We start from the raw sequence: 18,011 nt of genomic DNA, 5'->3' as shown, positions 1-18,011 counted from the left end.
GTCTGGAGGCGGTACCCGTCATTGGCGCGCAACATAGCGCTTTCATTATCCCCTACCGGCGCCCTTATCCCTTCCTCGCCGTCGTTTCAAACTTTCCCATTTCCGAACGAGTGTGGCACGAATAAGGCCGCATGGTTCGCGAACGAATGCACGAGAGGCGCAAAAGGCGCCCGCCGAAGCCGCTCGACGCCGCGCGGCTGGAGGAGCTCGCGCTCGCCTACGTCGCGCGTTTCGCGACCACCACGGGCAAACTGGAAGCCTATCTCGCGCGCAAGCTCCGCGAGCGCGGGTGGGATGGCGAGCGGCCCGCCGAGCCCGGCGCGATCGCGGCGCGCTTCGCCGAACTGGGCTACGTTGACGACGAAGCCTATGCGCGGGCGCGGGCCGGAGGGCTGCTCCGAAGCGGATATGGCACGCGCCGGATCGAGCAGGCACTGCGCGGGGCAGGGATCGACGAGGCGTTGCGCGATCGGGCCCGGCCGCGCGAGCGGGCGCGGCGGGAGGCCGCGCTTACCCTCGCACGCAAGCGCCGCTTCGGCCCGTTCGGGCCGGAAAAACCCGACCGCGAACGGCGCGAGAAGCAGATGGCGGCAATGATCCGCGCCGGGCATGGATTTGACGAAGCGCGCGCGCTAGTGGATGCGGAGAGCGTCGAGGATGCCGAGCAATGGGTGGCCGACGCCGCTGCCGAAGACGAGGATCGATAGATGCGCCGACCGCTATCCCTTCTTGCCGCCGCGCTGGTCGTCGCCTGTTCGCCGCAGCCGGGCACGGGAGCGGCCGCCGCCACGGGCGCGGCGGACGCGCAGACGGCGGAATCCCGCCATCCCGTCTCCGGCCTCGAGATCATACCGCTCGCGGTGATCAGCGACGGCGAGCGGCATGAATTCGCGGTGGAAGTCGCGCGCACTGCCCAGGAGCAGGCGCGCGGGCTGATGTTCCGCACCGAGCTGGGGCCCAACGAGGGCATGATCTTCCCGCGCAATCCGCCCGACGTGGCGAGCTTCTGGATGAAGAACACCCCGCTGCCGCTCGACATCATCTTCGTGGGCGAGGACGGGCGGATCATGAACATCGCCGCGAACACCGTTCCCTATTCGCTCGAGTCGGTCTCGGCCGTCGGGCTGACGAGCGCCGTGCTCGAAATCCCCGGCGGCCGCGCGGCCGAATTGGGGATCGAGCCGGGCGACGCGGTCGAATGGTAATCGCGGCCGTTCTCGATTGCGCGCTTGGCCGCGCGGGGCGAATCGGCTAACCGCCCGCTCCATGAACTTCCTGGCCAAGATCTTCACCTGGTGGAACGGCGCGACGATCGGCACGCTGCTCCATAGCTGGCGCCACGGGGTCGAGGTCGGCACCGATGCGCAGGGAAACCGCTATTTCCGCTCGCGCAAGAAGACGCCCGACGGGCGGGAGCGCCGCTGGGTGATCTACGACGGTTCGAACGACGCCAGCCGCGTGCCGCCCGAATGGCACGGCTGGCTCCACGGCCAGTTCGACGACGTGCCCGAGAGCCGCTTGCCGCCGCCCCGGATCTGGGAGGCCGACTATACGCCGAACGCGACGGGGACGGAGGCAGCCTACCTGCCGCAGGGCGCGCTGCAGCGCGGCGGGCGCCGCGCTGCGGCAACGGGCGACTACGAAGCGTGGTCGCCGGACAGCTGAGCGTGGCCCGGCTCGCCCTCGCGCTGCCACTGGCGGCGGCGCTTGCCGCCTGCACGCAGGAAGCGCCGGCGCCGGAGCCGGTCGAGACGGAGATTCCCGAGAGCCTGCGCACCGGCACGCCGCCCGTGCCGGTCGGCGACAGCGGCGCGGGGACGCCGATGGAGGACCGGGTCGCCACGCTCGGTCTGCTCAACAAGCGCAACAACCTGTCGCAGGACCTGGAGATGCAGCCGGGCGAATCGCGCCGCGTGGGCGACGTGATCGTCCGCCTCGCCGCCTGCGAACGCACCGCCCCATGGGAACTGCCGCACGAGACAGGCGCGTTCGTCCAGGTCTTCGTCCGCCAGGCGGGCGACGAAGGCGTGTGGGACAAGGTCTTCTCGGGCTGGCTGTTCAAGAACTCGCCCAGCCTGAACGTGGTCGAGCACCCGATCTACGACGTCTGGGTGAAGGACTGCGCGATGACCTTCCCCGGCGAAGAGGACGGCCCGGCCTCTTCCAGCAGCGAGTCGTAGGCCTCGGCCAGCGACATGCGCGGCTCCCCGCGCGCCTCATCGAGCAGGGCGCAGTAGCGCTGCTGCGAGATCTCGACCGCCCCGAGCGAGGCGAGGTGCGGCGTCATGAACTGGCAATCCAGCAACGCAAAGCCCGCGCGCCGCATCAGCGCCACCAGCCACGCGAGCGCCACCTTCGAGGCATCGTCGGCGCGGCTGAACATGCTCTCCCCGCAGAACGCGCGGTCGACTGCGAGGCCGTAGAGCCCGCCGACCAGCTCGCCGCCCCGCCAGCATTCGAGCGAGTGCGCGTGCCCCTCGCGGTGGAGGGTACAGAAACTCTCCTCGATCCGGCGGTTGATCCAGGTCCCCTCGTGGTCCGGCCGGGGCGCGGCGCAAGCCTGCAGAACCTCCTCGAACGCGCGGTCGATGGTGACGGTGAACGCGCCCCGCCGCAGAACCTTGCGCAGCGAGCGCGAGCAGTGGAACTCGTCGAGCGGAATGATCGCCCGCCGGCGCGGCTCTACCCAGAACACGTCCGGATCGTCGCGTGCGTCCGCCATCGGGAAGATCCCGTTGCGATAGGCGAGCAGCAGGAGATCGCCGGGGATCGGGCCTTGCGCGGGCGCGTGCATCGCTGCCGCCCATACCGCGCACGGCGGCAAGTTCCTAGCGCGATGCGCGCGCCGCCTTGCCATCCTTCGTGCTTGGCTCTAGAGGGCGCTTCCGCCTGCAGGGGTGTAGCTCAGTTGGTAGAGCATCGGTCTCCAAAACCGAGGGCCACGGGTTCGAATCCTGTCACCCCTGCCAGGCGGTATCGGCCGCGATGGCATTCGCGCCACATCTCATGAAAATTTCCGCTTTTCGGGAACTGCCCCGGAAGTCCTGCGCTGGCGCAGGGTGAGGGCGACGGCTGCCCCAAGAGCGAAAAAATGGTGGGAACCGCTGCGGCGAACCGGTCATTATAAGCGTCGGACGGAGGGTGCAAATGTTCATGGAGGTAAAGGCCATGTCGAGTTTGTCCTTCCGCAGCAGCCGTCCCGATGGCTGGGTGCAACCGCGCCCGCACCGCGACGCCTCGCTGCGATACATGATGCACGGGCCGATTCGGCCGATGGAAGAACCCGGGCTTCTGGCCCGGCTGTTCGGCACGCACTAGAATCGACGTGCAAGGGGCCGGCCGTTCAGGCGGCCGGCCCCTTTTGCGCGGTGCGCGTCAGTATTCCTCGGGCTCTTCCGAGGTCTCACGGTGGTAGTCCCGCCCCGCGGTCCGTTCTCCCCGTGCCAGCTTGAACACCACGCCCGAGAGCAGCGCCAGCGCAAGCAGGTTCGGCAGCGCCATCGTCGCGTTGGAAATATCGCCGAGCCGCCAGACGAGCTGCGACGGCTGCGTCGCGCCGATGAAGATCGCGATGCACCAGATCACCCGCCACGCGACATGCAGCTTCTTTTCCCCGCCGCGGGTCGAGCCCGGCACGCGGTCGTAGATGAAGGTGATCGCGCGCTCGCCGTAATACGACCAGGTGAGCATCGTGGTGAAGACGAACAGGATCAGCGCCACGCTGGCGACGAATGTCCCCAGCGGCACCGAGAAGATCTCGAACGGGAAAGCCGCGGCGAACGCGCCCGAGGTGGTGACGAAGCCGGACATGGCGGTCGTGCCGAGGTCCGATTGCCAGACGTGATCGACCGGCTGGCCGTTGTAGGTGAAGTCGCCCTGCACGGTCAGGATCACCAGCGCGGTCATCGTGCAGATCACGATCGTGTCGATGAACGTGCCGAGCATCGCCATGCGGCCCTGCTGCTCGGGATCGTCGGTCTGCGCGACGGCATGCGCCATCGGGGTCGAGCCCTGACCGGCCTCGTTCGAGAACAGCCCGCGGGCGACGCCTGCGCGGATCGCCAGGATGATCGCCGCGCCGACGAACCCGCCGCTCGCGCTCTGTGCGTTGAACGCCCCGCCGAAAATGCGGCCGAAGGTCTCGGGCAAGTCGCCGAAATTGAGGATCAGCGCCGTGATCGCCATCACGATATAGGCCGCGGCCATGAAGGGCACGACCTTCTCGGCGACATTGCCGATCGACTTGATGCCGCCGATGATGACGACGAACACCGCGATCGCGACGATCAGCCCGCCGAGCCAGCGCTCCAGCCCGAACAGCTCGTTGAGCCCGCTCGCAACCTCGTTGGCCTGGATCGAGTTGCCGGTGACGAGCGCGGAAAACAGGGTGCCGAGGCAGAACACGATGGCGAGCCAGGTCCATTTCGGGCCGAGGCCCATCATGATGTAGCTCATCGGTCCGCCGCGCGCGACGCCGTCGGAGGTGGTTTCGCGGTAGCGGATGGCGAGGCTCCCTTCGGCGAAGGCGAGCGCCATGCCGAACAGTGCGGTGACCCACATCCAGAACACCGCCCCGGGGCCGCCGAGCGCGATCGCGGTCGCGACGCCGGCCAGGTTGCCCGTGCCGACCTGGCCCGAAAGCGCGGTGGACAGCGCCGCGAACGGGCTGATCTCGCCCGAGCCGGATCCCTTCCGGCTGGCGAACAGCCCGCGTACCGCGGCGCCGAACTTGACGATCGGGTAGAAGCGCAGCCCCACCATGATCCACAGCCCCACGCCGAGCAGGATCACGGCCAGCGGGGGGATGGGGATCAGCTGCTCCCCGTTCCAGGTGCCGCCCCAGATGAAATCGGATATGTTGGTGACCGGTTCGATCAATCGTTCGCCCAGCGCGGCTGGTGCCTGGCCTGTTGCCATTCGCTCTGTCCCCTCATGCGTCCCTTGAAAAGGCGCCACGCTAACGGCGTGATGCCGCAAGGACCAGTCCCAAGTTTCCATTGCAACCGGATAGGCTCCCCGAGCCCGGCGTGGCGGCGCTTTACGGCGCGCACCGTGGGTCCGGGCGATCGGGACCGCGCCTGCCTTGCTTTTGCATTGCGTGCAGACTAAATGCAGGCCGCCTTCCGACATCGGAGCCTCGAAAAGCCCCTCCCGGACTTGAACCGGGGCGGCGATGGTCCCATTCCGGAAGGCGCAACAGGAATTTCAGGCAAGAGCGAGAGAGCACATGGCCAAGACCACTCCCGGGGAATTCATCCGCCAGGTCCGCGCCGAAGGCAGCAAGGTGGTGTGGCCGACGCGCGAAGAGACGGTCCGCACGTCGATCTTCGTCGGCATCATGATGCTGGTCCTCTCGCTGTTCTTCCTCGGCGTCGATTCGGCCTTCGGCGCGGTGGTGCGCTGGCTGCTGACGCTGGCCTGATCGAAAAAACACGAACGACACGACAGGGATCACAATGGCTCGCTGGTACATCATCCACGCCTATTCGGGTTTCGAGAACAAGGTCCGCGACGCGATCATCGCCGAAGCCGAACGGCTGGGGCTGTCCGAGGCGGTGGAGGAAGTGCAGGTCCCGACCGAAACCGTGACCGAGGTCAAGCGCGGCAAGAAGGTCCAGGTCGAACGCAAGTTCATGCCCGGCTACGTGCTCGCCAAGCTGCGGCTGACGGACGACGTCTATCACCTGGTCAAGAACACGCCCAAGGTCACCGGCTTCCTCGGCTCCGGCAACAAGCCGCAGCCGATCTCCGAGAAGGAAGCGGCGCGCTATTTCGGCGGCGTCGAGGAAGCCAAGGCCGCGCCCAAGAAGGACATCAGCGTCGATTACGAGATCGGCGACCAGGTCAAGGTGCTCGACGGCCCGTTCGCCAGCTTCAACGGCGTGGTGGAAGAGCTCGACTTCGACAAGGCCAAGGTCAAGGTCAGCGTCTCGATCTTCGGCCGCGCGACGCCGGTGGAGCTCGACTTCGAACAGGTCGAACTGGTCAAGTAGCGCCCGCGCAGACGCGTGAGCCCCCGCGCAGGCGGGGACCTCAGGCCGCCGCCGCGTCGCGGATGGCGGAGGCAGATAGTCGGGATTCACGCAGAGACGCGGAGACGCGGGGGGTGTTGCGCCCGCGGCGCAGCCGCTCTTCATCTGTATCGCCGGTTCGAGGTCGGGCCATAGGCTTGGCAATGCACCTGCGGCGCGAGCGCGTTCTCTCCGCGTCTCTGCGTCTCCGCGTGAACAAAATACCGCGAGAGGCGGACAGCGAGGCAGACCGGGCAAGCCGTTTAGTGCTTTCCTACATGTGCGTTTCCTGCTTACGTTCCGCATATGTTCTATCGGGTGAGCGATTCGCGCGCCGGAATGTCGGCAGTCTCCCGCCGCCGGGTGGCGAAGGTGACGGTGCAAGGTGACAGTGTGGCTTTCGCGATGGGAAAAGCCACACCCGGTGCGCGCGGGCGCCCCGCAAGTCTCTGGTGCGTAAGGGGAAAGGCGACAAGGTTACAGATGCTAAACCCGGCACGAGTGTCACGCGCCCGGTGTCGCCTTGTCGCGCCGCCGCGGGCACAATCGCTTGCATTTCGCGCTGTTGGCGCTATCTGCGCGCCTTCCCACGCGACAGCATCGGGAATCCATGCGGGAGGTCTGCTTTTCCAGCGATCTGGGGCAGGCCGCTTGACCGCTTACCATGAGCTTCGGTTGCGGCCGGAGCGACAGTGAGAAAGGAGTGGCCTCATGGCCAAGAAAATCGACGGCTACATCAAGCTGCAGGTGCCGGCTGGCGTCGCCAACCCCAGCCCGCCGATCGGCCCCGCGCTCGGTCAGCGCGGCGTCAACATCATGGAATTCTGCAAGGCGTTCAACGCCGCGACGCAGGATCTCGAGAAGTCGATGCCGATCCCGACCATCATCACGGTCTATGCGGATCGCTCGTTCAGCTTCGTCACCAAGACCCCGCCCGCGAGCTTCCTGATCAAGCGCGCGGCCAAGCTCAAGTCGGGCTCGAAGGAGCCGGGCAAGGTTTCGGCCGGGACGATCAAACGCTCGCAGCTTGCCGAGATCGCCGAGACCAAGATGAAGGATCTCAACGCGAACGATATCGAGCAGGCGACCAAGATCATCGAAGGCTCCGCGCGTTCGATGGGCCTCGAAGTGGTGGAGGGCTGATCCGATGGCAAAGCTGACGAAGAAGCAGAAGACGCTCGCCGAGCTCGACGCCGAGAAGCTCTACAACGTCGAAGAGGCGCTGAGCACCCTGCGCCAGTACGCGAGCAAGAAGTTCGACGAGACGGTCGAGGTCGCGATGAACCTCGGCGTCGATCCGCGCCACGCCGACCAGATGGTCCGAGGCATGGTCTCGCTGCCTTCGGGCACGGGCAAGGACGTCAAGGTCGCGGTCTTCGCGCGCGGCGACAACGCCGACAAGGCGCTCGCCGCCGGGGCCGACAAGGTCGGTGCCGAGGACCTGATGGAAGACATGCAGAACGGCAACCTCGACTACGACCGCGTGATCGCGACGCCGGACATGATGGGCGTGGTCGGCCGCCTCGGTAAGGTTCTGGGCCCCAAGGGCCTGATGCCGAACCCGAAGCTCGGCACCGTGACGCCGAACGTGGAGCAGGCCGTGAAGGACGCCAAGGCGGGCCAGGTCGAATTCCGCGTCGAGAAGCAGGGCATCATCCACTCCGGCATCGGCAAGCTCTCGTTCAAGGACGAGGACCTGCTGAAGAACTTCAAGGCGCTGACCGACGCCGTGGTGAAGGCCAAGCCGGCGGGTGCCAAGGGCAAGTACGTCCGCAAGGTCACCCTGACCAGCTCGATGGGCCCGGGCCTCAAGCTCGACCTCGCCGAGGTCGAAGGCGCCTGATCGAGGCGCAAGAGAAAAAGTGGAGGGCCGGGAGGAGCGATCTTTCCGGCCCTTTCTCTTTGATCGTTCGGAAAGATCGGTACCGCCGCGCGTTTCCTTGATGAGCTGATTCAAGGAGCAGACCAATGGGTTCCATCTGGGGCGTTGCCGTCATTCTCGGCCCGATCCTCCTCCTCGCCGTGGCAGTCTACGTCTGGATGAGGAACAGGCAGGCCGGGGCGCACACGGTCGAGCAATCGGAACGGGGTGCCCGCAAGGTGCGCGAAGACCTCGAGGAAAGGCAGGACCGGACCGTCGACCTCTAGCGGCTAGCGCCTGAGCAGGCGACGCGCGCCCGCGAGCGCACCGCTGCGCTCGGCCACACGTCTGGCTGTCGCGACCGAACCGTCGAAGGCTTCCAGCGCGCCGAGCAGCAGCCGGTTGGCGGCGCGCCCGCGCAGCAGGAAGAAGCTTGCCGCCTCGACCGATGCGGTGCCGAACAGCGCCTTGTGCGCTCCTTCGCCCTCGGTGAAATCGAAGAAGCGGAACCGCTGTTCCGCAAACAGCCGCTCCAGCGCCGCGAGCTGGAGGACGGTTCCGGGCGAGAGGTGCGCGGTCTCGGGATGATAGCCGAGCCAGGCGTAGACGAGCGTCTCGCCTTCGACGGGCAGGCAGAGATAGCTGGCGGGCTCGTCGTTCAGGAACAGGATGAAGGCGCGCAGGCGATCCTCCGCCGCGGCATCGCGCAGCATGGCCTGTTCGCCCGGCGTGTCCGGAAGCCCGGCGCCGAGATACCTGCCCTGGTACGTCGCCCGCGACAGCGGGAGAGCCGCTTGCAGGAAGGCATCGAAGCCCGCCCCGCCGCGATACTCGCGCACATCGAGCTTGCCGCCGCCGGCATCGGCGAACCGGCGCCGCTTGCGCCGCAGCGTCGAGCGCGTCCGGCCCGAGAAGCCGGCCATGTAGCTCTCGAAGCCGCCGTCCATCGCGATGTAGTGCCGGCGGTAGCGCCGGACGCCGCCGGGTATCAGGGCGGGGTGGTTCACGAACAGCGGCCGGACAGCGTCGGCGGGGGCGGAGAGCACGCGGTAGCCGTCGGCGTCGTCTGCCAGTTCGGGAAGGGCGCGGCAGGTCCCGGCGACGAGCTGCTCGAGAGAATGGGTCACCTTGATCAGCCGCCGCGGCACGGCAAGCACCTGCCGCGAGCCGACGACGAAGCGGATCGGCGTTTCCGCCCCCATCAGCTCGCGCCGTAGAGGCTGTTCGAAAGAAACTGCTCCGCCATCCGCATGCCGGCCCGCATGCGGCTCTCGGGCAGCACCGGACGCACGCTGGCGTGGGGCGAAGGAACCGGCGGGTTGTCGGCATATGTGGCGGTGGCCACGCCGGGCATGTCGGCAATGCCCCTGCACAGGTTCTCGAACCGCCGCCGTACGATCGTATTGACCCGCATCCGCGCGCGGCACAGCAGTTCGAAGCTGTGGGAGACGAGCGTGAAGCTCGACAGATTGTGATCGCGCGCGTGGCGGATCGCCGCCACCATCTCGCGGGAGGAAATCGCGGTGACCTGCGCGTGGCGCAGACCGCCGCCGAAGGTGCGGATGCAGCCGGTCGGCACTTCGATCACGCCGCAATGGCTGATCGGCCTCCGGTGCCGGCGGGTGAGCGAGATGCGGCACGCGCCATCGGCGATGCCCGGGGTATGGCTCGTATCGTAAGCGAGCCCGACCTCGGAGAGAGCGCGCAGGGTGTCGTCGTTGGCGCCGTAATTGCCCGCGCGAAACGCGACCGGCCGCGGCGCGCCGGCCGCCACCAGCGTATCGCGCGCCCATTCGAGGATCGCGCACTGTTCGTCGAACGCGAAGTCGGCGATGTTCCGGCCGGCCCGGCCACCGAACGGACCGGCGCTGCCGGCAAGCTCGAGCCATTCGGTGTGGCAGTGGAGCTGGACGTCGTGGCCCGCCTCGACGATCGGGCGGACCACGTCGGCGATCGCCTCGCGACCCCACAGCAGCGCAGGCATGGGATCGACGAAGAACACGCCCTTGAGGCCGTGCCGCTCCATCAGGCGCATCTTGTAGAACACGCCGGCAGGACCTTCGGGCGTCTCTCCTGCGATCGAGCGCGCGAAATTCTCCGCGCGGCCGAGGCCCGCGAGGCTCGACGCGTATTCGGTGTCGATCGTGATGTAGACCCCCGTCATGCGCGGAGGCTTAGCGATGCAAGGTTAAAACCGGGTTCTCACCGGCTCGGATGCTTCAGATACCGCCGGGGGTGAAGTCGAAGCCCAGTTCCCCCAGCCCTTCGCACAGGGTGTGGACGCAGCTCTGCAGCGCATCGGGATCGGTCGAGCGGACCACGAAGTTCGCGCCCACCTTGCCTTCGCGGAAGAACGGATAGCTGCCGATCTGGCAGTTCTCGTGCGCCTGCTCGACCTCGCGCAGCAGCACGGCGACTTCGCTTTCCGGGATATAGCCGCCGACGGTCTCGCTCAGCAGCGGCGCGCCGCCTTCCAGCGTGCCGGTCAGCGCGTCGAGCATCTGCGCGGCGATGTGCGGCACGCCGGCCATCATGTGGACGTTGCCGATCTTGATCCCCGGCGCGCCCGACATGCGGTTGGGGATCAGTTCGGCGCCGTCAGGCACGCGGGCCATGCGCAGCCGCCCTTCGTTGAGCCCGCCCCGGTCGGCGTAGTACCGCTCCAGAACGGCGCGCGCCTGGGGGTGGATGACGACCGGAACGCCGAGTGCGGCGGCGACCGCGTCGACGGTGATGTCGTCGTGCGTCGGACCGATCCCGCCGGTGGTGAAGAGATAGTCGTTCTCCGCTCGCAGCGCGTTCACTGCGGCGACGATCCGGTCGAGCACGTCGGGCACGACGCGAACTTCGGCCAGGCGGATGCCCTGCACCTGCAGCCAGCTCGCCACTTGCGCGATGTTCCGGTCGTGCGTGCGGCCCGAGAGGATCTCGTCGCCGATCACGACCAGACCGGCGGTGTAGATGCGTTGGCTCATGAGAGAACGGTTAGGCGAAGCCCGTGCGGCCCGCTAGCCCTCTCCCCATGAAGGGAGAGGGTTGGGAGAGGGTTGGGAGAGGGGAAGCGCAACATCCCCATTCATGATCCGCCCCCCTCTCAACTCCGGCTAGCTCGCTGTGCTCGCAAGCCTGCGTATCTCTCCCCTGAAGGGGAGAGAGTTACTCTGCCGCCTCGAGCTGCTCTTCGGGAGCGCTCGCGTTCGCGCCGACGCGGCGGAAGGCGACGATGCCGTCGTCCACCGGATCTTCCGCCATGCGCTTGCGGTCGAGCACGTATTCCTGGTTGAGCCGCCAGGGGAAATCGACCGCGTTCTTCGGCATGATGTGCTTGGACCGCTGGATGTAGCCGGAGGAGAAATCGAAGATGTCGTCCTCCTCCAGCGCGGCTTCGTCGGCTTCGCTCAGCACCGGCACGGCGATGTCCGCGCCGTTCGCCTTCATCTCGTTGAGCAGGCGGCAGACGTAGTCCGAATTGAGGTCTGCGCGCAGCGTCCAGCTCGCGTTGAGGTACCCGAACACCACCGCGAGGTTCGGCAGGTTCGAGAACATGCAGCCCTTGTAGTAATAGCGCTGGGCGAAATCGACCGGCGCGCCGTCCTGGCTGACCGCGATCTTGCCTGCCACCGCGAGCTTGAGCCCGGTGGCGGTGACGACGATATCGGCGGGCAAAACTTCGCCGCTTTCCAGTTCGATCCCTTCCTTCACGAAACGCGCGATGCGGCCGGTCTTGATCGCCGCCTTGCCGCGCTTGATTGCTTCGAACAGGTCGTCGTCGGGCACCAGGCAGAGCCGCTGTTCCCAGGGATTGTAGGGCGGGGTGAAGTCCGCCACGTCGTAGCCGCTGCCGCCGAAGATCTTGCGGATGCGCTTGTGGAGGAATTCCTTGACCTTCTCGGGCCGCTCGCGCGCACGCTTGTAGCCGATGTCCTGCAGCTTGATGTTCTTCCAGCGCGTGATCCGGTAGGCGAGCTCGTCGGGCAGGATCCTGCGCAGGAAGTTGGCGATCCGGTCCTTCGCCGGGCGCGAGAACATCCAGGTCGGCGTGCGCTGGAGCATCGTCACGTGCCCCGCCTTCTCGGCCATGGCGGGCACGATGGTGACGGCCGTCGCGCCCGATCCGATCACGACGACCTTCTTGCCGGCGTAGGCGAGATCCTCGGGCCAGAACTGCGGATGCACGACTTGCCCCTGGAATTCACCGAAGTCGAAGCCCGGGTCGTAGGGATCGTCGTAGTCGTAGTAGCCCGAGCCGAGATAGAGGAAGCTGGCGGTGAAGGTCGTCGTCGTCCCGTCGGGCAGCTCGGCCGTGACGTGCCAGCGCGCCTCGTCTCCGCGCCAGTCGGCGGAGAGGACCTTGTGGCCGTGGCGGATCTTGTCGCGAATGCCGCGCTCGTCGACGATACGGTTCAGGTAATCGAGGATGGCCGGCGCGTCGGCGATCGATTTCTCGTGCTTCCAAGGCTCGAACACGAAGCCGAGGGTATGCATGTCGCTATCCGAACGGATGCCGGGATAGCGGAACAGGTCCCAGGTTCCACCGAGGTTCTCCCGCCGCTCGACCACCGTGTAGCTGCGGTCGGGACACATCATCTCCATGTGCGCCGCCATGCCGATGCCGGAAATTCCGGCGCCGACGATCAGCACGTCGAAATCGGGTGGTGTTGCTAGCATGGGCCCTCTCTCCTTGACGCGAACGTAAACCATCGCGCCGCGAATGGCGAGTCCCCATGGCAGATTGAAACTGACTGCCCCCGCGCGATCGGCTAGGGGCTCGCCCATGCCGTCATTCCGCCTCGCAATCGCCGTCCTTCCACCTCTTGTTCTCGCCCCCTCTCTCTCCGCCCAGGAACTCGGGGAGGAGCGAGCGAGAGAGGCCGAGATCGTCGTGCTCGGCCGAGGCCTCGACGAGACGCCCGCCGCGCCTGCCTATGACACGATCACGATCGGGCGCGACCAGATCGTCAGCGCGCCTTCGGGCCGGATCGAGGACGTCCTGGGCGCGGTCGCCGGCTTCCAGCAGTTCCGCCGGTCCGACAGCCGTTCCTCCAACCCCAGCGCGCAAGGCGTGACCCTGCGCGCGCTCGGCGGCAACGCGACGAGCCGGGCGCTGGTGCTCCTCGACGGGGTGCCGATGGCCGATCCGTTCTTCGGCTACATTCCCCTGAGCGCGATGGCACCCGAGCGGCTGGGCGCCATCCGGGTGACGCGCGGCGGCGGATCGGGGCCGTTCGGCGCCGGCGCGCTCGCCGGGCGGATCGAGCTCGAAAGCGCTGAGCGGGCGGCGCTCGCTCCGCTCAGCGCCTCGCTGCTCGCCAACGACCGCGGGGAAACCGAGGCGAGCCTTGGTCTGGCCGAAGACCTCGGTGCCGGTTTCGTCGCGGCCGACGGGCGGTGGGACCGGGGGAAGGGCTTCTTCACGACGCCTGCGGAGGATCGCGTGCCCGCCACCGCGCGCGCGGCGTTCGATAGCTGGTCTCTCGGCCTGCGCGGCGTCGCGCCGCTGAGCGAGACGATCGAGCTGCAGGCGCGGGGCCTGGTGTTCCGCGACGACCGCACGCTGCGTTTCGAGGGCGCCGACTCCTCCAGCGAGGGGCAGGACGCCAGCCTGCGCATCGTCGGGCGCGGGGAGTGGCAGTTCGAGGCGCTGGGCTACGTCCAGGCGCGCAACTTTTCGAACGTCGTGATCAGCTCGTCCAGCTTCACCCGCGTGCTCGACCAGCGCAACACGCCTTCGACCGGTCTTGGCGGCAAGCTCGAGCTGCGGCCGCCGGTGGGTGAGGATCACGTGCTGCGTCTCGGCATCGACTACCGCCGCGCCTCGGGCGAGCTGCAGGAGGAGGCCTACAGCGCGATGTCGGGCGCGCTGACCGAGCGCCGCCGCGCGGGTGGGACGAACACCGATTTCGGTCTGTTCGTGGAGGACGACTGGTCCCTCGGCGATCTCGTGCTCACCGGCGGCCTGCGCGCCGACCGGACGACGGTGGCGGACGGATTCTACCGCGCGGTGGATGCGGACGGCGTACTGGTCGAGGACACGGTCGCGCCCGACCGCGCGGACTGGACGCTGAGCTGGCGCGCCGGCGCGGCATACGACCTGAGCGCGGCCCTGCGCCTGCGCGCCGCGGCCTACAGCAGTCTGCGCCAGCCGACGCTGAACGAACTCTATCGCCCGTTCGTCGTCTTTCCGGTGGTCACCCAGGCCAACGCCGCGCTCGAGAACGAGCGGCTGGTGGGATACGAGGCGGGCTTCGATCTCACGCCCGCGCCCGGCATCGAGGTTTCGCTGACGGCGTTCGACAACGAGGTGAAGGACGCGGTCGCCAACGTCACTCTCGCGCCGGACTTGCGCCAGCGGCAGAACCTTCCGGCGATCGCCTCGCGCGGGGTCGAGGGCGGACTGTCGGTCACGCGCGGCGAGGTGCGCTTCGACGGGACGCTGGCCTGGACCGACGCCGAGGTGGAAGGCAGCGGCCCCTCCGCCGATCTCGACGGCAACCGCCCGGCGCAGACGCCGCGCTGGGCCGCCGGAGCATCGCTCGCCTGGACGCCGGCGCCCGGCTGGATGCTTGCGGCCTCGCTGCGGCACGTCGGCGCGCAGTTCGAGGACGATCAGGAAACCGACGTCCTGCCCGCCGCGACCACGCTCGGCGCCTATGCGCAGATGCCGCTGACCGCCGGGCTTTCGCTGGTCCTGCGCGGCGAGAACCTGACCGACGAGCGGGTGGTGACCCGCAACGACGGCGGCTCAATCGACCTCGGCGCGCCGCGCACGGTCTGGGCCGGCATCCGCTTCGGCTACTGACCGGCGACGAGCCCGCGCTGCTCGGCCATGCCCATCGAAACGAGCAGCGGCTCGCTGTCCTGCCGCGCCTTGAAGTCGGCCTTGCTGCCCATTCCGCGCCAGTCGGCGAGGATCAGCGACTGCGCCACTGCGCCGCCCAGCGTGGTGCCGGGGCCGGTGACGATGAACAGGTCGGGCGCGAACTCGCGCGCGGCAACGGTGATGGCGCGGGTGAAGTCGTACGTCTCGGTGACCTGCGCGCCGAGCGTGTAGTCGCGCAGCGCGTGCACGTCGGCCGAGCGCGGCCACCAGACCGCGCCGCGCCCGTCGATCATCGGCAGCGCCGGCTGGTCGAACAAGTCGAGCGCGAGCGCGGCCTGGCCCCGCCGGGCAACCGGCGCCTGGAGATGCGTGTGGAACGCGGCGTGGTTGCCGAGGCGCATCGGGAAACGCCCGTCGATCGGCTCGACCGCGCTCTCGAACGCCTTCAGCCCGGCTTCGTCGCCCGCCAGCACGAGCATTCCGCCGAGGTCGATCGACAGCGCCAGCGTGTGATCGGACCGCGTGTCGATTTCGGCGACTGTGGCCAGCAGCGCGGCCTTGCGCGCCGGGTCGGGGCGCCAGTCGTCGCCGAGGAAGGGATAGACGAGCTGCCCGCCGATCAGCGCTTCCTGCATCAGCGTGCCCATCGTGTTGGCGACGGTAAACCCGTCCTCCGCCGACACCGCGCCGGCGCAGGCGAGGGCGGAATACCAGCCCATCGAATTGCCGGTCACGGCGACCACCTCGATCCGCTCGCGGTCGATGGCGAGGAAGTCGCCCAGCGTGGCGGCGTAGATCAGGCCCGAGGCGTTGTCGCCGCGGGTGTGCTGCGCGAGGCTGAAGCGCTCGGCGCCGTCCAGCGCGGAAAGCGTGTCCTGCCCGGCCGCCGCGCGCTGCGCGTCGAACGCTGCGAGCAGGGCGGCATCGGGGAAGTGCCGGCCCAGATAGCCGAGCTCCGCCTTGTTGTAGGTCCCGCGCCCGGGGCAGACCACGACGGCGGTTTTCCGGCCGCTCATGCCTTGCCTCCTGCGAGCGCGCGCGCGGCTTCGACGATGCCGTCCACGCTCGGCATCGTCGCGGCATAGGCGGGGCCGGTCGGGATGAAGCTGTCCTCCGCGACATAGCGGGCCTGCGGCTTGCCGGTGCGCTCGGTCAGCAGCGTCATCAGCGCCTCTGCCAGACCGCCGGTGCGGCGGGTTTCATCGACCACCAGCACGCGCTCCGCGTCGCCGAGCGCCTCCAGCAGAGCCTCCTCGGGCAGCGGGTTGAGCCAGTGGAGGTCGATCACCCGCACCGCGATCCCCTCCCCGGCCAGCCGCTTCTGCGCCTGGAGCGAAAGGTGCAGCCCGTTGGCGTAGCTGACGATCGCCAGATCGCGGCCATCGCCATGTGAGGTCACTTCGCCGAAGCCGATCCGCTCGGAAGGCTCGGGATAGTGCCGCAGCCACAGTGCATCGCCCGGCTCGTGCAGGTCGCGCATGGGATAGAGCGCGATCGGCTCGAGGAACACGACCAGCCGCTGCTCCTCGCGCGCCAGCCGCACGCATTCACGCAGGAGTTTCGCGGCGTCGGCGCCGTTCGAGGGACAGCAGAGGATCACCCCCGGCACATCGCGCAGGGCGGCGAAGCTGTTGTCGTTGTGGAAGTGCCCGCCGAAGCCCTTCTGATAGCCGAGCCCGGCGATCCGCAGCACCATCGGATTGCTGTACTGCCCGTTCGAGAAGAACGGCAGCGTCGCGCCTTCGCCGCGGATCTGGTCCTCGGCGTTATGGTAGTAGGCGAGGAACTGGATCTCGGGGATCGGCAGGAACCCGTTCTGCGCCATGCCGAGCCCGAGGCCTAGGATCGATTGCTCGTCGAGCAGCGTATCGATCACCCGCGCGCGGCCGAAGCGCTGGCCCAGCTTCTGCGTCACGCCGTAGACGCCGCCCTTGGCGCAGACGTCCTCCCCCATCAGCGCGATCTCGCGGTGCTCGAGCATCAGGTCGGTGAGCGCCCAGTTGATCAGGCGGCTCATGATCTGCGGGCTTTCCATCGCCTTGAGCTCGGCGCCGAACGCGGCCTCGCGCGCTTCGGCGGAAGGGCCGTTGCTGGGTGCATTCTCGCGCTTCGGCGGGATCAGGCTGGCCATGACCTCGGAGGCGGTCTTCAGCCGCGGCCGCGTCACCGCTTCCGCCCGCACGCGCTCGACCCGCTCGAGCGTCTCCTGGTAGATCGCCAGCGCCTCCTCGCGCTCGAGCGCGCCGGCTTCGCCGAGCAGCCGCACCGAATGGAGCAGCGGATCGTTCGCCTCCTCGGCCTCGACCTCGTGCTTCGCCATGTAGGTCGTCGGCATGTCGGCCCCGGCATGGCCGTAGAGCCGCACCGTGCGCAGGTGGAGGAAGGCGGGCTTGCGCCGCGTGCGGACGAATTCGGCGGCGGCGCGCGCGGTGGCGTAAGTGTCGTAGATGTCGAGCCCGTCGCAGGCGAAATAGCCGAGGCCCGGGCGGTGCGCGAAGTTGGCCGCGATCCAGCCGCTCGGGGTCCTGGTCGAGATGCCGATCCCGTTGTCCTCGCAGACCCACAGCACCGGCATCGGAATCTTCTGGAACGCGGTCCAGCAGCTCGAGTTGATCGCCCCCTGCGCGGTGGAGTGGTTGGCGCTGGCGTCGCCGAAGCTGCACATGACGATGGCATCGTCGGGGAGGGCCTGATGCTCGGGCTTCACGCGCTTGGTCAGCCCCACGGAGTACGCCGCGCCGACGGCCTTTGGCAGATGGCTGGCAATGGTCGAGGTCTGCGGCGGAATGTTGAGCGCCTTGGAGCCGAGCACCTTGTGCCGCCCGCCGGAGATCGGGTCCTCGCGCGAGCAGGCGAAGCTCAGCAGCATGTCCCACAGGATCGACTGGCCCGGCACCTGGTTCGCGCGCTCGATCTGGAAGGCGGCGTCGCGGTAGTGGAGGAAGGCCATGTCGGTCGGCCGCAGCGCCGCGGCGACCGCGGCCATGCCCTCGTGGCCGGACGAGCCGATCGTGTAAAATCCCTCGCCCGCCGCCTGCATCCGCCGGCTCACGATGTCGAGCGCGCGGGTGAGGCAGCCCGAGCGGTAGAGCTGGACCGCCGCCTCGCGGCCGAGCGGTCCGTGCGGCTCCGCGCCCGGCGGCAGGTCGCCCTGCGCCACGCGGCGGAGGAAGTTCTCGTGAACGATTGTCGCCCGATCCATTGCGCGGTTGCTAGACTGTCCGGCGCAAAAGGAAAGGGTGCGAAATCGATCGACCGGCGGCATGGACGCGGCGCACCGGCTTGCATAGAACGCCTGCTTTCCCAGGGGAGACAGATC

General features: G+C 68.2%; 19 protein-coding genes and 1 tRNA gene. 12 read left to right on the top strand and 8 right to left on the bottom strand.

Annotated elements, in window-relative coordinates; all coding sequences use genetic code 11:
- Window positions 1-146 precede the first annotated feature (146 nt).
- From ETX26_RS09845 to ETX26_RS09830, 4 genes are all read left to right on the top strand, one after another.
- A complete protein-coding gene (locus tag ETX26_RS09845; RefSeq protein WP_129524517.1) occupies window positions 147-707 on the top strand; it encodes a regulatory protein RecX in 561 nt (186 codons plus the stop codon).
- Window positions 708-1,205, top strand: coding sequence for a DUF192 domain-containing protein (locus ETX26_RS09840; protein ID WP_129524516.1), 498 nt, complete (start codon window positions 708-710; stop codon window positions 1,203-1,205). It abuts the gene before it with no gap.
- A 61-nt stretch (window positions 1,206-1,266) separates the two neighbouring features.
- On the top strand, window positions 1,267-1,665 hold the full coding sequence (locus ETX26_RS09835) for an NADH:ubiquinone oxidoreductase subunit NDUFA12 (protein WP_129524515.1): 399 nt from the start codon (window positions 1,267-1,269) through the stop codon (window positions 1,663-1,665).
- A gap of 2 nt (window positions 1,666-1,667) precedes the next feature.
- Window positions 1,668-2,180, top strand: coding sequence for a DUF2155 domain-containing protein (locus ETX26_RS09830; RefSeq protein ID WP_129524514.1), 513 nt, complete (start codon window positions 1,668-1,670; stop codon window positions 2,178-2,180).
- On the opposite strand, the gene aat is transcribed toward ETX26_RS09830, so the two are convergent.
- Complete coding sequence (gene aat, locus ETX26_RS09825) at window positions 2,099-2,794, bottom strand: leucyl/phenylalanyl-tRNA--protein transferase (protein ID WP_129524513.1); 696 nt, start codon at window positions 2,792-2,794, stop codon at window positions 2,099-2,101. The two genes, ETX26_RS09830 and aat, sit on opposite strands and share 82 nt — an antisense overlap.
- A gap of 99 nt (window positions 2,795-2,893) precedes the next feature.
- On the opposite strand from aat, the gene ETX26_RS09820 reads away from it, so the two are divergent.
- Both ETX26_RS09820 and ETX26_RS14310 read left to right on the top strand, forming a co-directional pair.
- Window positions 2,894-2,969: transfer RNA gene (locus ETX26_RS09820), tRNA-Trp, on the top strand.
- 178 nt (window positions 2,970-3,147) lie between these two features.
- Window positions 3,148-3,318 carry a hypothetical protein gene (locus ETX26_RS14310; RefSeq protein WP_165271729.1) on the top strand — a complete coding sequence of 57 codons (171 nt, stop codon included), beginning with the start codon at window positions 3,148-3,150 and terminating at the stop codon, window positions 3,316-3,318.
- 57 nt (window positions 3,319-3,375) lie between these two features.
- On the opposite strand, the gene ETX26_RS09815 is transcribed toward ETX26_RS14310, so the two are convergent.
- Window positions 3,376-4,917 (bottom strand): alanine/glycine:cation symporter family protein, encoded by a 1,542-nt coding sequence (locus tag ETX26_RS09815; protein ID WP_129524512.1) that lies wholly within the window; start codon window positions 4,915-4,917, stop codon window positions 3,376-3,378.
- Window positions 4,918-5,227: 310 nt separating this feature from the next.
- On the opposite strand from ETX26_RS09815, the gene secE reads away from it, so the two are divergent.
- The 5 genes from secE to ETX26_RS09790 all read left to right on the top strand — a co-directional run bounded on the left by secE (window position 5,228) and on the right by ETX26_RS09790 (window position 8,159).
- A complete protein-coding gene (gene secE / locus ETX26_RS09810; protein WP_129524511.1) occupies window positions 5,228-5,422 on the top strand; it encodes a preprotein translocase subunit SecE in 195 nt (64 codons plus the stop codon).
- Window positions 5,423-5,456: 34 nt separating this feature from the next.
- Window positions 5,457-5,993: a transcription termination/antitermination protein NusG gene (nusG, locus tag ETX26_RS09805; protein ID WP_119513977.1), complete on the top strand. Its 537-nt coding sequence runs from the start codon at window positions 5,457-5,459 to the stop codon at window positions 5,991-5,993.
- 729 nt (window positions 5,994-6,722) lie between these two features.
- Entirely contained in the window at window positions 6,723-7,154 is a 432-nt protein-coding gene (gene rplK / locus ETX26_RS09800) for a 50S ribosomal protein L11 (RefSeq protein WP_129524510.1), read from the top strand.
- A 4-nt stretch (window positions 7,155-7,158) separates the two neighbouring features.
- Window positions 7,159-7,854 (top strand): 50S ribosomal protein L1, encoded by a 696-nt coding sequence (rplA, locus tag ETX26_RS09795; RefSeq protein ID WP_119513975.1) that lies wholly within the window; start codon window positions 7,159-7,161, stop codon window positions 7,852-7,854.
- A 125-nt stretch (window positions 7,855-7,979) separates the two neighbouring features.
- Complete coding sequence (locus ETX26_RS09790) at window positions 7,980-8,159, top strand: hypothetical protein (protein ID WP_129524509.1); 180 nt, start codon at window positions 7,980-7,982, stop codon at window positions 8,157-8,159.
- 3 nt (window positions 8,160-8,162) lie between these two features.
- Here the strand turns inward: ETX26_RS09790 and ETX26_RS09785 are convergent, their stop codons facing one another.
- The 4 genes from ETX26_RS09785 to ETX26_RS09770 all read right to left on the bottom strand — a co-directional run bounded on the left by ETX26_RS09785 (window position 8,163) and on the right by ETX26_RS09770 (window position 12,540).
- Window positions 8,163-9,074 (bottom strand): GNAT family N-acetyltransferase, encoded by a 912-nt coding sequence (locus tag ETX26_RS09785; RefSeq protein WP_129524508.1) that lies wholly within the window; start codon window positions 9,072-9,074, stop codon window positions 8,163-8,165.
- Window positions 9,074-10,036: a polysaccharide deacetylase family protein gene (locus ETX26_RS09780; RefSeq protein ID WP_129524507.1), complete on the bottom strand. Its 963-nt coding sequence runs from the start codon at window positions 10,034-10,036 to the stop codon at window positions 9,074-9,076. Before ETX26_RS09780 ends, ETX26_RS09785 begins: the two co-directional genes overlap by 1 nt.
- A gap of 55 nt (window positions 10,037-10,091) precedes the next feature.
- Window positions 10,092-10,847, bottom strand: coding sequence for a competence/damage-inducible protein A (locus ETX26_RS09775; protein WP_129524506.1), 756 nt, complete (start codon window positions 10,845-10,847; stop codon window positions 10,092-10,094).
- Window positions 10,848-11,028: 181 nt separating this feature from the next.
- The gene (locus ETX26_RS09770; protein ID WP_129524505.1) at window positions 11,029-12,540 is read right to left on the bottom strand and encodes a flavin-containing monooxygenase; all 1,512 of its coding nucleotides are present in this window, start codon (window positions 12,538-12,540) and stop codon (window positions 11,029-11,031) included.
- 106 nt (window positions 12,541-12,646) lie between these two features.
- Between ETX26_RS09770 and ETX26_RS09765 the strand changes: the two genes are divergently transcribed.
- A complete protein-coding gene (locus ETX26_RS09765; protein ID WP_129524504.1) occupies window positions 12,647-14,671 on the top strand; it encodes a TonB-dependent receptor in 2,025 nt (674 codons plus the stop codon).
- Here the strand turns inward: ETX26_RS09765 and ETX26_RS09760 are convergent.
- Window positions 14,665-15,708, bottom strand: coding sequence for an ACP S-malonyltransferase (locus ETX26_RS09760; protein ID WP_129524503.1), 1,044 nt, complete (start codon window positions 15,706-15,708; stop codon window positions 14,665-14,667). The two genes, ETX26_RS09765 and ETX26_RS09760, sit on opposite strands and share 7 nt — an antisense overlap.
- Window positions 15,705-17,894, bottom strand: a complete 2,190-nt coding sequence (locus tag ETX26_RS09755; RefSeq protein ID WP_129524502.1) for a thiamine pyrophosphate-dependent enzyme — start codon at window positions 17,892-17,894, stop codon at window positions 15,705-15,707. Before ETX26_RS09755 ends, ETX26_RS09760 begins: the two co-directional genes overlap by 4 nt.
- Between the last annotated feature and the right edge of the window lie 117 nt (window positions 17,895-18,011).

It is taken from the genome of Pelagerythrobacter rhizovicinus (assembly GCF_004135625.1).
Taxonomy (GTDB): domain Bacteria; phylum Pseudomonadota; class Alphaproteobacteria; order Sphingomonadales; family Sphingomonadaceae; genus Pelagerythrobacter; species Pelagerythrobacter rhizovicinus.
Note: the sequence above shows the minus strand (reverse complement) of the source record. Positions and strands in the feature narration are given on the sequence as shown.

What these genes read in the sequence shown, in the direction of transcription:
- ETX26_RS09845 (WP_129524517.1), top strand. Translation starts at nt 147, where the DNA reads ATGCACGAGAGGCGCAAAAGGCGCCCGCCGAAGCCGCTCGACGCCGCG.
- ETX26_RS09840 (WP_129524516.1), top strand. Translation starts at nt 708, where the DNA reads ATGCGCCGACCGCTATCCCTTCTTGCCGCCGCGCTGGTCGTCGCCTGT.
- ETX26_RS09835 (WP_129524515.1), top strand. Translation starts at nt 1,267, where the DNA reads ATGAACTTCCTGGCCAAGATCTTCACCTGGTGGAACGGCGCGACGATC.
- aat (WP_129524513.1), bottom strand. Translation starts at nt 2,794, where the DNA reads ATGCACGCGCCCGCGCAAGGCCCGATCCCCGGCGATCTCCTGCTGCTC.
- ETX26_RS14310 (WP_165271729.1), top strand. Translation starts at nt 3,148, where the DNA reads ATGTTCATGGAGGTAAAGGCCATGTCGAGTTTGTCCTTCCGCAGCAGC.
- ETX26_RS09815 (WP_129524512.1), bottom strand. Translation starts at nt 4,917, where the DNA reads ATGGCAACAGGCCAGGCACCAGCCGCGCTGGGCGAACGATTGATCGAA.
- secE (WP_129524511.1), top strand. Translation starts at nt 5,228, where the DNA reads ATGGCCAAGACCACTCCCGGGGAATTCATCCGCCAGGTCCGCGCCGAA.
- nusG (WP_119513977.1), top strand. Translation starts at nt 5,457, where the DNA reads ATGGCTCGCTGGTACATCATCCACGCCTATTCGGGTTTCGAGAACAAG.
- rplK (WP_129524510.1), top strand. Translation starts at nt 6,723, where the DNA reads ATGGCCAAGAAAATCGACGGCTACATCAAGCTGCAGGTGCCGGCTGGC.
- rplA (WP_119513975.1), top strand. Translation starts at nt 7,159, where the DNA reads ATGGCAAAGCTGACGAAGAAGCAGAAGACGCTCGCCGAGCTCGACGCC.
- ETX26_RS09790 (WP_129524509.1), top strand. Translation starts at nt 7,980, where the DNA reads ATGGGTTCCATCTGGGGCGTTGCCGTCATTCTCGGCCCGATCCTCCTC.
- ETX26_RS09785 (WP_129524508.1), bottom strand. Translation starts at nt 9,074, where the DNA reads ATGGGGGCGGAAACGCCGATCCGCTTCGTCGTCGGCTCGCGGCAGGTG.
- ETX26_RS09780 (WP_129524507.1), bottom strand. Translation starts at nt 10,036, where the DNA reads ATGACGGGGGTCTACATCACGATCGACACCGAATACGCGTCGAGCCTC.
- ETX26_RS09775 (WP_129524506.1), bottom strand. Translation starts at nt 10,847, where the DNA reads ATGAGCCAACGCATCTACACCGCCGGTCTGGTCGTGATCGGCGACGAG.
- ETX26_RS09770 (WP_129524505.1), bottom strand. Translation starts at nt 12,540, where the DNA reads ATGCTAGCAACACCACCCGATTTCGACGTGCTGATCGTCGGCGCCGGA.
- ETX26_RS09765 (WP_129524504.1), top strand. Translation starts at nt 12,647, where the DNA reads ATGCCGTCATTCCGCCTCGCAATCGCCGTCCTTCCACCTCTTGTTCTC.
- ETX26_RS09760 (WP_129524503.1), bottom strand. Translation starts at nt 15,708, where the DNA reads ATGAGCGGCCGGAAAACCGCCGTCGTGGTCTGCCCCGGGCGCGGGACC.
- ETX26_RS09755 (WP_129524502.1), bottom strand. Translation starts at nt 17,894, where the DNA reads ATGGATCGGGCGACAATCGTTCACGAGAACTTCCTCCGCCGCGTGGCG.